We start from the raw sequence: 13,689 nt of genomic DNA, 5'->3' as shown, positions 1-13,689 counted from the left end.
TTCCTTTAAAACATGAAATAAAAAAAGGCTGTCGATATGACAGCAAAAATTACCAGACATATTTTATTTAAAATTAAATGCCGTGGGTAAATAAAGGGCCAATGATGGAACATATGTCACTATAAGAACAACTATAATCAAAACGATTATAAACGGTATTATAGGCTTTATTATATCATCAAATTTTATTTTAGCAATTCCACATGTAACGAAAAGATTTAGCCCCACGGGCGGTGTAACCTGTCCTATCGCCAGATTTACAGTCATAACAATACCCATCAATAGAGGGTTTATATTCAACTGCTGCATGATTGGTAGAAAAATCGGTGTCAGTAAAACGATAGAGGCTGTAGAGTCCAAAAAAGTTCCTGCTATTAACAAAATAATATTGAAGAATAATAATATTAAATATTGATTTGTCGTATATGATAAAACTGTTTCAGCTATTTTCTGAGGAATCTGTTGACTTGCCAGGAACCATCCGAAAAACATGGCTGCTGAAATGAGGATCAGTATTTTGGATGTCCCTTTAGCTGATTCTGCTAATATTTCAGGTATGTCTTCCCATTTTAATTCCTTATAAATAAACATACCTACAATTAGACCATAAGCTGATGCAATTACGGCTGATTCGGTGGGAGTAAAAGCTCCGCTATATATACCGCCAAGAATGATCACAGGCATTAGAAGAGCCAGAATGCTATCTATAAATGAAGCTATAAACTCTTTTAATTGAAATTTCCCTTCACCAAGGTAACCATACTTTTTTGAATAATAGTAATTCAATGCAACTAATGACAGCCCCATCAATATACCAGGAATAATTCCTCCCAGGAATAATCCGCCTATAGATACACCGGCATTCACACCATATACAACCATCGGTATGCTCGGAGGTATGACAACGCCGATAGTCCCAGCTGCCGCTATAACTGCTGCCGAATATTTTCTGTCATAACCTTTTTCCTCCATAGATGGAATCATTATACTTCCTATGGCTGCTGCAGTTGCTGGAGAAGAACCTGAAATTGCGGCAAAAAACATTGAAGCAAGAACCGAAACCATGCCCAGTCCACCTGTGATAGCCCCGACTATTGAATATGCGAATCTTATTAGTCTCTTTGATATACCGCCCTTTGACATGATATTGCCTGCAAGGAGAAAGAATGGTATGGCCATTATGGGAAATGAATTCACACCTTTAAACATCATTTGCGGTCCTATCATCAATGGTACGTGAGTCCCAAAAATCACAGAAACAATACTGGCAAGGATTAATGCAAACGAAATCGGTATACCAATTATTAAAAACAGAAAAAATGTCCCGAATAAAAGTAAAGCCATGTTATACCACCCCTCTCATTCTGCAACCGGTTTAAAAAGTTCCATAAACAAGTATATAAAATTAAAGAATGATAATAAAAATCCTAACGGAATAGCAAAGTATACATATCCCATGGGTACCTGCATAGCGGGGGATAGCTGGGTTAAAGTACTTTTAACAACATTGAACCCATTTATACAAATGATAATCGACATGAACATACACAAAATATAGGCTAAAGCATATATGATTTTTCTCTGGGATATTTTTAACTGATCAACAAAATATTCCAGCCCCACATGAGCTTTTTCCTTTATGGCTACTGCAGAACCCAAAAAAACAACCCAAACAAACAAGAACCTTGCCAATTCCTCAGACCATGGAAGTGGTTGTTTTAAAACATATCTAAATATCACCTGTAAAAGGCTTGCCAGACTCATAGCCCCGAATAAAACTGTTATTATAAAAACAAGAATCCTGTTAACTGTATTCAGCATCTTTTCGTAAATTACCATAACAATAATCACCTCAATCGGCTTTTGTTTTAAAGAGGGGGAGCATCCCCCCCTCTTTTTTAAATAGATTCTTTGCCGCTAAATATCTAATTACTTGGCAGCTGCTTTCACTTCTTTTAAAAGGTCTCCAAATTTAGATTGATATTTGTCATATACCGGCTGCACTGCTTTTTGGAAAGTTGCAAGATCCGGTTTTTCTACAAATTGTACTCCTTTATCTTTTGCTTCCTGCAGATACTTATCATCAGCTTCTTTGGATAGTTCCCTCTCAAATTTTCCCGCTTCAATAGCAGCATCTTTAATGGCTTTTTGCTGATCCGGAGTTAATTTATCCCAAACCATTTTACTTATTACCAGTGGTTCAGCGGTATAGAAATGCCCCGTAAGAGTACAATACTTTTGCACTTCATAAAATTTTTGATTTATCAGGTGTGCTAGTGGGTTTTCCTGGCCATCGACAGTACCGAGTTGCAGCGCCGAATATAATTCGCCAAAAGATATGGGAGTGGGCGACGCTCCCAGAGCCTTGAATGTGTCAATGAAGACGGAACTTTCGGGAACTCTAATCTTCATACCCTTCAAGTCTTCGGGAGTATTTATCGGCTTTTTATTATTCGTAATATGCCTGAAACCATTTTCCCAGTACGCCAGTATCACTAAACCTTTGTTTTCAAAAGTTTTACTGACTTTTTGGCCAATGGGACCATCAAAAACCGCATATGCTTTTTCTCTTGACGAGAATAGGAAAGGCAAGTCAAATACCCCTATACTCTGCTCAAAATTGGAAAGTTCCATTGTTGATGTAAGTACCATATCAATCGTTCCAAGTTGAGCGCCTTCGACGCTTTCCCTCTGCGGTGCCAGTGAATCAGATGGATAGATTTCTATTTTTACCTGACCATTGGTTTTCTGATTAACCAGTTCAGCGAATTTTTCCGCACCCTTCTGATAAAAATGCTGCGGGTTTCCAGTGTGACTTAGTTTCAAGACGACGGCAGAACCGGAACCTTGATTACTTTCTTGACTCTGATTATTTCCACTTTGCGGGGCCGAACTCTGACCCGTTCCACCGCATCCCGTCAGTATTAGCATCGATATTACAAAAATTATAATAATTGATGTTAAAAGTTTTTTCATGAAACTTTGCCCTCCCAAATAAATTTTTATTTCCCTTCAGGGGCTACGCAATTTCTGCCTGTAGCATATTTTTGCTCAATCTTCCTTACTTCAGGTAAACCAATAAGTTTGTTGAACTCTTCGAAAGGAATCATCCTGTCTATGAAATTTTTTGTTGTGCCTTCTGCCTTTAATGCCCTCATCAGTTCTGTCACGGCTTTAGCTGTTACATATGTTGAAGAAACACAGAAAATCACTAAATCGTATCCTATTTTCTCCAATTCTTTAGCTGAAAGGAGAGGAGTCCTGCCATGTTCCAGCATGTTTGCAAGGACAGGAATATTAAAGCTGCTGGTTACCTTTTTCATTTCTTCAACAGACTCAACAGACTCAATGAACAAAATGTCGGCTCCGGCTTCTTCGTAAGCTTTTCCACGTTCGATGGCCTCTTCTATCCCGTAATTGGTGCGTGCATCGGTCCTTGCCATGATCATAAAGTCGGGATCATGCCTTGCATCACAGGCAGCTTTTATTTTCCCTACCATTTCTTCTTTTGAAATAATCTCCCTGCCCAGCATGTGCCCACATTTTTTTGGCGCCAGTTGATCTTCCAACTGAATACAGGCAACACCGGCTTTTTCGTACTCCCTAACGGTTCTCATTACATTTACTGCATTTCCGTAACCGGTATCTCCATCAGCTATAACAGGTATGTTAACAGCTTCGGCAATATTTGCCGCCCTCTGCGCCATTTCTGTCATAGTCAGAAGGCCCACATCAGGTTTTCCGAGAAGGCTGGCCGATGTGCCATATCCTGTCATGTAAACAGCTTCAAATCCCTCCTTTTCAATTATTTTTGCAGTCAACACGTCGTGGGCGCCCGGAGCTACCAGAATCTCGTCCCTTGCAAGAAGCTTGCGGAGTTTTGTAGTCATTTTTTCCAAAGTAAATCACCTCGTATGTTGAATTAATTTTTCTTGTAATAAACTTAAGCAATTTTGATGCCATTGTTCAAAACCTTACATTGTAAGCTTTTTTGCAAGGGATGTTTCATGTATTAACACTCTTGCTGTTTATATTTGTTACATCTGTTACATTTGTCTTAATTTTCTCCATAGAAAAGTGCGACTGACACCTAGCATTTTAGCTGCCTGGGATTGGTTGCCTTTTGTAATTTTCAAAGCCTTTTCTATACTGTTTCTTATAATTTCAGCCAATGTACCTTCCAATGCCAAAGAAGAATTGGCTTGATTATCATTGTAAAAACCGAAAACCTCCGGCATCGCATCAAGTAAATTTTCTCTTTTTATAGTACTGTTACCGTAAAGAACCATAAGACGTTTCATTATATTGAGTAGTTCTCTCACATTTCCGGGCCAATCGTAGTTAATCAACATGTCCAGTGTTTCATCTGTAAAATGTAAATTATGATTATATTCCATGGATATGGATTTTATCAATTCCGGTATATCGCTTTTTCTTTCTTTAAGTGAAGGAATCCGGATGGTAAGTACATTTAGGCGGTAAAATAAGTCCTGCCTGAATCTTCCTTCTTCTACCATTTTTTTAAGATTTTTGTTGGATGCCGCAATGATTCTCACATCGACAGGGATCATTTTATCAGACCCTACAGGTCTGATAGTCTTTTCCTGTATCACCCTTAAAATAGCAGTTTGCAACGGAAGCGGAAGTTCGCTTATTTCATCAAGAAAAATAGTCCCTTCGTGTGCCAACAAAAAAAGGCCTTCCTTCCCTCCTCTTTTTGCCCCTGTAAAGGCACCTTCCTCATAGCCAAAAAGTTCGCTTTCAAACAGGCTTTCTGAAAGTTCCGCACAATTGACCGCCACAAAAGGACAGTTTCTACGTAAACTTTCGTTATGAATGCTCTGGGCAAACATCTCCTTACCGGTGCCCGATTCTCCTAAAATAAGAATGGTCTCATCAGTTTGTGCAAATTTCTTTGCAATATTCTTTGCACTCATCAATGCAGGAGATTTGCCAACTATATCATCAAATTTATAGTGCGCCACATGTCCCTTGCTATAAAGTTTCTGCCTTATCTTTTGTTCCAGCTGTTGTATCTTCGTTACATCTTGAAAAGTCGCCACCGCACCGACTATTTCGTCTTTTATTTTCATTTTAACTCTATTAGTTGATATAATGGCTGAACCCACATCCTGCAACTGATCAAACTGGTCTTCTCCTTCAAAGACTTCATAAAGTTTTGTATTGGGAATAACATCCTTTGCATGTTTTCCGATAACATCACTGGCTTTCAATTTCATTATGGCTTCTGCCATGGGATTAAAAGTGGTAATGACACCTTTTTGGTCCACTGCGATAATACCATCGTGCACATTTTGTATTATGGTTTCAATTCTCTTCCTTTTGATCTCCTCTTCCTTCTTTATGTTTACAATGGATTGAGCCTGTCTTAAAGTCCAGAGGATGGATTCTCTGTCACAACCGATTATGACGCCCTTTTTGCCAAGTTTTTCAGCGAAATGGACGGTATATGCGCCGCCAATAATTACATCGGCTTTTTCTTTGATGGCCATATTCACCAAATTTTCTATCTCATCCCTGGTTTCGTACTTGTAAAAACGCACATCAACTTGCAATAAGGTATATAAGAAATCTTCTTTATAGGGAATCTCGTTATACCAGATGAGGGCCAGATTTTTTCCATATTTTAATGCTTCCTGTATGGCTCGCAGTATTTCAAGGTTATTTTCATAGATTTCTACTATAGGCAAGCTACATTCTTTTTTTATTGCAGCCGATGTGGCGCCTCGGCTTATGATTATCTCCACCCCATACTTTTCTGCTTTTTTAGCAAGCTTCACCGCTTCTTCCATCAATGCAGTTTCCACTTTAACATCAATATTAAATTGTTTAGCCACTTCAACAACCATATCTGCCATCTTTTTATATGGAGCTATAAACAAGATTTTGTTTTTTTCACTCACTCATATTCCCCCTTGTCGTATTGAAATTATGTAAATTATAACGAGGCGAAAAGATGTCCCCCGCTTCTTTAAGCGGTCGGATTCCTATTAACAGGATAGGCGGCGGGTTCTAATCCCCGCCTCGTTGCAGCGGTGTGTTGAAACTGCTCCGCAGTTTCTTCCTATGCTTAAATAATTATTCTATGACTTTTATAAGACTTCCTCTTTTTTAAAATCAAATCTACCTGTAAATTTTTGCATAATTATGGGAGTAATCGGAGATAAGGGAAATATATCTTTTAACAAAAAAAGAGGGCCTTACGGCCTTCTTGCAAAAATGTGCTCCCGCACAGGGGCTACACCCCGGCTTGGTAAATGCAGCACCCATATTAATTATATCTATTACATAGCTTCTGCAAACATACTTTTACCGACGCCTATAAGACATTTTATGGGTTGTCTAAAGTAAAATCACCAAAACCACGCTTGAGACCTGTCGACAATTAATACTGGTTTTATCACTATCTTGTCATCTTCTATAGTTATTTCTAGGGTGTCTCCCGGAGCCAGCCTCATCTTTTTTATTATTTCTGCCGGTAAAGTTATTTGGGAGCGCTCTCTCAACTTTGTTATCATTACAGATAACCCTCCTGATATATGAATTTCTTATTTTCATATCCATGTTAATTATAGCATGTAGAATCTTTGATATCAATCTTACTCTTATGGTTGTCTTACTTTCATGGTAAGTTTTAACCTGACAACTTTAGATCATAATTTGTCGGTTAATAATCGAGTAGGAGGGGGCGATTAGCCCCCGTCCTCTCACACACCACCGTACGTACCGTCCGGTATACGGCGGTTCACCAAGCTTTGCGAATTTCTTGATATCTCTTCACTAAACTCATGAGCCCTTGACCTTGCCAATAGGCGTTGTTGAGGGCTCTATTTAATACCCCTGACATACGCCAGTATCCCTTTCGAGCATTGGCAAGCTCATGGACTACCCATTCCGGAAGTTTCAAATTCCTTAGTTCTCGATATCTTGTTTTAACTTTCTTCCATTGTTTCCACAAGCACATGCGGAGTCTTCTTCTTATCCATCCGTCGAGTTCCTCAAGTTTGCTGGGTGTTTCCGATAGTGCGAAGTATCCCAGCCATCCGCCGAGGTATGTGTTTAGTCTGTCTATTCTCTGTGTTATTCCATGTCCGTTGCTTCTTGAGGTTATCTCACGGATTTTGTTCTTGACTTTGTCTATGCTCTGTGGTGCTATTCTTATCTTGGTTGTTCCATCTTTAGTGATGTACATGCTGAAGCCGAGGAATTTCCTCTTCCAGGGTCTGTCCACTGCGCTCTTTTGCTCGTTTACTTTGAGTTTTAGTTTATTCTTCAGGAAAGCTGTTATGCTTTCCATTACCCGTTGACCCGCTCTTTTGCTTTTGACGTAGATGTTACAGTCGTCTGCATATCTTACGAATCTGTGGCCTCTTTTCTCTAGTTCTTTGTCAAGGTCGTCAAGGATTATATTGGCAAGAAGTGGACTTAGGGGCCCGCCTTGAGGTGTTCCTTCGTCGGTAATCATGACTACTCCGTTTATCATTACTCCTGCCTGTAGATAGCTGCGTATGAGCTTTAATACACGCTTGTCTTTTATCTTGCGAGTTACTCTGGCCATTAGTATGTCATGATTTACTCTGTCGAAGAATTTCTCAAGGTCCATGTCCACTACCCACTGGTATCCCTCTTGAACATATTGACGTGCTTTCCTTACTGCGTCGTGGGCTCTTCGGTTGGGCCTGAATCCGTAGCTTGCTTCTGAGAATTCCGGGTCAAATATGGGTGTTAGTACTTGCAGCAGAGCCTGCTGGATTAGGCGGTCTGTGACGGTGGGGATTCCTAACAGTCTCACTCCTCCGCTGGGTTTCGGGATTTCGACGCTGCGCACTGGTTGAGGTTGATAGGTCCCTGTGAGAAGTTGTTCCTTTATCTGAGGCCAGTTTTCTCGTAGGTGTGACCGGAGGGATTCTACCGGCATGCCGTCTACGCCTGGCGCTCCTTTGTTTTCTTCTACCCGTCGCAGTGCTTTTGTCATGTTTTCTCTTGATACTGCTTTCTCCATCAGGTGGATATCATGGTCCTTCGGGGATATCTTCTCGGGTTGTGCCGGATACATACTCGGCCCTCCCTGGGGCCCTTGCGGCTTCACCGCTTCTTTCCCAGGGTAGGCCCCTTTCGGGGTTTTCTGCTGTCTTTGTATGTTTCTCGAACTTGCCAAGTTTATCCCTCGCTTCGTGTTCGGCCCTTCGTCGGCATGACGTCTGTGCCGGCTACTATGGCCTCTGCTGACTTCTGACAGTTCAGCCGAGCCTCTCAGCCCGGGTTGTTAGTTTCCCTAACGTTTCCGCCAGACCTCCCCGGGTAAGAGCGATAGCCTTCGCCCCGTATACCTGCCGCATTTACTACGCAGTTCCTTGGCAGCACCGGATTTCGTTTTGTCAAGCAAACTCATCCGAACTGTATAGCCTTATATGCGGTTCGTGTTCCTCAGGCCGTGGCTTTGCCTACAGCTTCCTTCAGATTCTATCTCACGGTAGACACCCTTGCTGTTTGGCTAATGGTCGCCGCTGCCAGCCCCATAGCAGACTTTCACTGCCGAGCTATCGCCCATGCCGGGCGCACTTAAAAAGAAGGCCTGAAGGCCTTCTTCTCAATATTCCCGGCTATTCAAATGTACCTTTAACTACAACATTTCCCTCTTTAACCATGATTTTACCTTTCGCAAATACATATTCTATGTTCAAATCCTTATCCATAACCACGATATCCGCGTCGCTGCCGATCTGTATAGCACCTTTTTTCGGATAAAGCTTTAGTGACTTTGCGGGGTTCTGGGTAATGACCTTTAATGCATCAGAAAGTTTTAACCCTTCATCTTTAACCAGGGCTTTGAATTCCTGGTACAGAGAATCAAGCTCTGCCACCAGTAACCCCTGGATATTTCCCTTTTCGTCAAAAAGGGGCATGCTGCCGTTTCCGTCAGAGCTCATGGTTATATTTTCTATAGATGCGCCCTTTTCAATGCAGTATTTTATAGCTTGAGACGGTTTGATCGATTTTCTTGCACCGGCATCAGGACTTACACCGGATGTCATATCTATCATGCCGCCCATCCTGGCAAATTTGATACCATCTTCCAAGAGATACGGATTTCGGTTAATATGGGTGGGAGTAAACTGGGTTATTGGAATCTCTGTCTCTTCCAGAATTTCAAATATCATCCCCAGCTTGCGCTGGCCATCTCCTACATGAAGGTGCAGCACCCCGGCCTTGCCGCTGAGTATCCCCCCTACCCGGGCCTCAGCAGCCAGCTTTTTAATTTCTTCCTTTCCGGGTTGTGCTGAGCGGTGATCGGATATGGCTATTTCACCTGTACCTATTATTTTGTCAATGAGGATAATGTCATTCCTTACATTCTCGGTAATGGTACGGGTAGGAACCTCATAGGCGCCTGTATATATATAAGTTGATATCCCCTCCGCTTCCAACCCTCGGGCTTTAGCCAGCAGTGACGCCATATGCCTGGTGGTCCCGTCGGTGCCAAGGCAGCCCACCACGGTGGTAATCCCGGCCCGGGTGACATGGCTCAACATCACTTCAGGAGTGCGGGAGGCAAATCCCGCCTCTCCGCCTCCACCTATAATATGAACGTGCTGGTCTATAAACCCTGGAACTACATATTTTCCTCTTAAATCTATTACTTCCACTTCACCATAGTCTTGCGCAGGATTAATGCTTTCCGCAATATTTGCTATAAAATTTCCCGCGAAGAGGACATCCTTTTTCCCTATGTCATCAGGGGAAAATAACCTCCCGCCTTTTAAAATTTTGAACAATCATTGCACCTCCAGAAATATAGCTTTAATTTTTTGTTTGTTCTTTCCATATAGCCTTTCCGGTATATCCGTAAATCCAGGCGAGAATAAAGCCAAGATAGCACATAATAGCCCAGGGAGCATAGGATAAGGTTGGAACTCCCAGAGTTGCCGTCATGTAAACCCCTGCCGCACTCCATGATATCAATGGGACTACGACGGTCCCCGAATCTTCGGTAGTTCTGGAAAGCACATTGCGCTTGATTCCGAAATCTTTAAACATCGGATGATATATTCTTCCGGGCACAATAATGCTCAAATATGAATTTCCTGTTACCAGGCCGGTCAGGATACCTGTCAATGACGTTGACAAAATAAGATTCCCGACCTTGCCTTTTATAAAAGATTCCTTTATGGTATCCAGAATCTTTCCCAGCATCCCGGTATATTCCATTTCTCCGGCAAAGATATAAGCCATAAATACCGTTGCTATGGAGGAAACCATACTGGTAATACCGCCACGATTTAAGAGTTTGTTTAGTTCCGGAATAGGTGTATTAAAATTTCCACCGCTATACATAGCAGTGATAACATCTTTAAAACCTGCACCCTGCAAAATCAGTGCAAGAATCATGGCAAGAACTGTGCCCACCCATAGGGCGGGTATGCTTGGAACCTTTTTATATGATAGATAAAATACCGCAACAGGAGGCAGCAAGAGCAATGGATTCAATTTAAATGTTGCAGCTATGCCGTCCAGCAATTGATTGATCCTGCTGTAATCTATGCTCCCGGAAATTTTAAAGCTGAATATCTGATAGACTATCAAAGATATGATAAAGGCCGGTAAAGTAGTCCATAACATAGACCTCACGTGGTCAAAAATATCTACTTCCGCTGTGGCTGCCGCAAGAATTGTCGTATCGGATATGGGGCTCAATTTATCTCCAAGGTAAGCCCCTACAACAACGGCGCCGGCGGCTATACTTAAAGGTATGCCAAGACCATACGCTACACCCATCAAAGCCACACCCAAAGTTGCGGCTGTCCCCCAGGAAGTCCCTGTCATAATAGAAGATATGGAACACAGTATGGCAGCTGAAACTAAAAAGGTTTTTGGCGTCAATATATGAAGCCCGAGATAAATAAAATATGGAATTGTTCCCGATATAAGCCATGCACCTACCATGGGCCCTACCATCATAAGAATGAGTATGGCACCCATGGCCCTATCAATGGTGGGTCTTATCCCTTTTTCAAGAAGTTCGTCCCAGGAGTACCCCAGATAAAAGATGCTGATAAAAGTCACAAACATTGATATCAGAAGAAGCATGATGGCAGCATTTGCTTTTAAGATCCCCACTCCATAAACTAGCAGGACTACAGCAAAAACAATAGGCAATAGCGAGATCCCAAGAGAAGGCTGTTTTTTAGTTTTTTGTCCCAAATTTTATCCCTCCATTTTTTATTTGTATGATGTTAAAAATATAAGCAAGAGTCATGCCATAATGTTTTTATTAAAATAACTTTTGTATCTGGCTAGAAAACAGGCATTTAAGGTTTATTTTTCGCGATAAAAATAAAAATGGGAAACTTTATTTTTCCCATTTCATCTCTTTTAAGCTCCTTTTTTAGCATAAGCATTAGAAGTTAAAAGCTTTTATGATTTCATATCCTTCATGCAATAATTCCAGCCCTTTTATCCCTTTGTTTGCCCTTATAAGGCCCTTTTTCTTCATTTCTTCAATAACTTTTCGAATTGTTCCTTCCGTTAGCCCTGTAATTTTTGAAAGAGAGCGCCGGCCTATAGGTATATTAGCAGCATTGGCCCGGGCTATTTCCATCAGTATTTTTACGAGAATTTTTTCTTTATCATTTTTTTCTCCTTTTTCTTTAATTACACGAATCAATTCTTCCGGCAACAAATCATTTTTTGGAATGATATCGAAAGATATATTTATAAGGTATTCCACTATATTATGAAGTTCCCTGATGTTACCCGGCCAATCATAGGCGAGAAGAGCTTCTTTTACTTCTTTAAAATAATCTTCTGCATTTATCAGAGGTTCCCTATTAAAAAATTCAGTATAAAAGTTTTTGCAAGAGGAAAAATGTCCTGCTTTCTCTCTCTCAATGGCGGGATATGAAGCGGTAGAACATTTAATCGATAATAAAGGTCCTGTCTGAAATCCCCCTTTTCGATCAACTGTTTTATGTCCTTGTTTGTAGCGGCAATAACCCTTATATCTATCGGTATCATTCTAGAGCTGCCGATTCGGCGAACCTGCTTTTCCTGCAATACCCTAAGGAGTCTCACCTGAAAGGAAAGGGGAGCATCACCGATTTCATCCAGAAATATAGTCCCTCCATGGGCCTGTTCGAAAAGGCCGGGCATTCCTCCTTTTCTCGCCCCCGTAAACGCTCCCTCCTCATACCCGAAAAGCTCGCTTTCCAGGAGGCTTTCGGGAAGTGCGGCAAAATTTACAGGCACGAAAGGGCCTCTTTTTCTGGGTGATGCATTGTGAATGGCCTGGGCAAAAAGCTCCTTGCCGGTGCCGCTTTCACCCTGGATTAAAATGGGCGAATGGGACACGGCAATCTTTTTCGCAAGCCCAATGGTGCTTTTTATTGCTTCACTCGTTCCGGCTATATCGTCAAAAGTATACCGGGCGTAATTTTCCTGACTGCGCAGTTTCCTCCGGAGCTCTTCTTCGAGCCTCTGTATTTCCGTTACATCCTTCAAAGTATAAAGTGCCCCTATGACTTTATCGTCCTCTTTTATCAGAGAACTATTTACCACTATATGCTTATCTCTGATTTTAATAAATTGTTCCTCTCCGATTTGTTTATTAAATATTAGCAACATATATTTTTTTGGGAAATCATCCCTTATATTCTTCCCTAAAATTTCACTGCCGGTAGCGCCAAAAATTTCTTCGGCAACGGGATTAAAGACTGAGAGGTTTCCTTTTTCATCCAGAGCAATTATGCCGTCATGGACAGTGTTAATTATTGTCTGCAGCTGGTTGCTGATCCGTTTATTCGCATCAGCCATCCTTTTGATCTTTTTTATCATATTTATTATGTCTTTTATATATTTTGCCGACAGCAGATTGGCTTTCTCATCCAGAAGGTCAAGGGCTTTCAGGATTTCAACCAGAGTTGTGACATCTATATTCCTTGTCTTTATATCTATTACTCTTTTTACACAATCCGGCACAAGCTCCAGCTCACCGGGCGTAACCGCCAATTCTAATTTCGGGTATTCTTTTATTTCAGGAGAATATGGGTGATAATTAATATGGTCTATACCCATCGCTTTTAGCAGAGAAACAGTCTCCTCCGAAGTGGAAATGAGGTCGTTTACCAGAAGAACATCCGCTCCTGATGGAATATCCAGCAGCTTATCTATTTCATTGTAATTTAATGAGCGCCGGGCAATTATAACCGGGCTCGCTGGATTCATGTACTTCTTTGCTTCATGATAAATAATCTGGCTGGATACAACTATAAGATCATCCGCAATATTGTTCCTTATTCTTCCATCTATATAATAACTCTTTATATTTACCCTGTCCCCTATCAATTCAATCAACTGATTTTCCAGGGCTTCACATGTGTTTCTGCCTTTTGTGACAAGAGTGATGCTTTTCATATTTTCCTCCGGAAAAAACATCTTATTGTTGTAATATATACGGCAGTTATGCTCAAAACCCTTCCTGTGGTTCAAATTTGCAACTGGCCGGATACGAAGACTCCAGCAGCACATGGAATCTCAGCTGTCCGACGGGGATGACATTGCATTGGATGATACAAAAGTTACCCACCCTCTCGGGAAAAAGCTGCCTTTTCTGTGCTGTCTGTTCGATAGTTCCAAAAAAATCACACGATGTATGGACAGCACATCCAGGTA

Annotated in this window: 12 protein-coding genes; all 12 read right to left on the bottom strand. The window is 41.3% G+C overall.

The window, feature by feature from the left end:
• Positions 1-63: 63 nt before the first annotated feature.
• Positions 64-1,344: a TRAP transporter large permease gene (locus D2962_RS02770; RefSeq protein ID WP_122014052.1), complete on the bottom strand. Its 1,281-nt coding sequence runs from the start codon at positions 1,342-1,344 to the stop codon at positions 64-66.
• Positions 1,345-1,359: 15 nt separating this feature from the next.
• Entirely contained in the window at positions 1,360-1,839 is a 480-nt protein-coding gene (locus tag D2962_RS02765; protein WP_120766105.1) for a TRAP transporter small permease, read from the bottom strand.
• A gap of 90 nt (positions 1,840-1,929) precedes the next feature.
• Positions 1,930-2,976 carry a TRAP transporter substrate-binding protein gene (locus D2962_RS02760; RefSeq protein WP_122014051.1) on the bottom strand — a complete coding sequence of 349 codons (1,047 nt, stop codon included), beginning with the start codon at positions 2,974-2,976 and terminating at the stop codon, positions 1,930-1,932.
• 26 nt (positions 2,977-3,002) lie between these two features.
• The gene (locus D2962_RS02755; RefSeq protein WP_122015715.1) at positions 3,003-3,890 is read right to left on the bottom strand and encodes an isocitrate lyase/PEP mutase family protein; all 888 of its coding nucleotides are present in this window, start codon (positions 3,888-3,890) and stop codon (positions 3,003-3,005) included.
• Positions 3,891-4,046: 156 nt separating this feature from the next.
• Positions 4,047-5,924, bottom strand: coding sequence for a sigma-54-dependent Fis family transcriptional regulator (locus D2962_RS02750; RefSeq protein WP_122014050.1), 1,878 nt, complete (start codon positions 5,922-5,924; stop codon positions 4,047-4,049).
• A gap of 450 nt (positions 5,925-6,374) precedes the next feature.
• On the bottom strand, positions 6,375-6,539 hold the full coding sequence (locus D2962_RS02745) for an AbrB/MazE/SpoVT family DNA-binding domain-containing protein (RefSeq protein WP_122014049.1): 165 nt from the start codon (positions 6,537-6,539) through the stop codon (positions 6,375-6,377).
• A 227-nt stretch (positions 6,540-6,766) separates the two neighbouring features.
• Positions 6,767-8,023, bottom strand: a complete 1,257-nt coding sequence (gene ltrA / locus D2962_RS02740) for a group II intron reverse transcriptase/maturase (protein WP_425456613.1) — start codon at positions 8,021-8,023, stop codon at positions 6,767-6,769.
• 251 nt (positions 8,024-8,274) lie between these two features.
• On the bottom strand, positions 8,275-8,403 hold the full coding sequence (locus D2962_RS19050) for a hypothetical protein (RefSeq protein WP_281273723.1): 129 nt from the start codon (positions 8,401-8,403) through the stop codon (positions 8,275-8,277).
• Positions 8,404-8,624: 221 nt separating this feature from the next.
• Positions 8,625-9,797: a beta-aspartyl-peptidase gene (gene iadA / locus D2962_RS02735; RefSeq protein WP_122014047.1), complete on the bottom strand. Its 1,173-nt coding sequence runs from the start codon at positions 9,795-9,797 to the stop codon at positions 8,625-8,627.
• Between the two features lie 25 nt (positions 9,798-9,822).
• On the bottom strand, positions 9,823-11,223 hold the full coding sequence (gene nhaC / locus D2962_RS02730; protein ID WP_222927648.1) for a Na+/H+ antiporter NhaC: 1,401 nt from the start codon (positions 11,221-11,223) through the stop codon (positions 9,823-9,825).
• Between the two features lie 196 nt (positions 11,224-11,419).
• Positions 11,420-11,836, bottom strand: a complete 417-nt coding sequence (locus tag D2962_RS02725) for an AAA-type ATPase lid domain-containing protein (protein ID WP_483995137.1) — start codon at positions 11,834-11,836, stop codon at positions 11,420-11,422.
• Positions 11,836-13,431, bottom strand: a complete 1,596-nt coding sequence (locus D2962_RS19045) for a sigma-54 interaction domain-containing protein (protein WP_122014045.1) — start codon at positions 13,429-13,431, stop codon at positions 11,836-11,838. Before D2962_RS19045 ends, D2962_RS02725 begins: the two co-directional genes overlap by 1 nt.
• Positions 13,432-13,689 lie beyond the last annotated feature (258 nt).

The organism is Biomaibacter acetigenes, from assembly GCF_003691585.1.
In the GTDB taxonomy this organism is placed as follows: domain Bacteria; phylum Bacillota; class Thermosediminibacteria; order Thermosediminibacterales; family Tepidanaerobacteraceae; genus Biomaibacter; species Biomaibacter acetigenes.
This window is presented reverse-complemented; position numbering and strand designations above follow the sequence as displayed.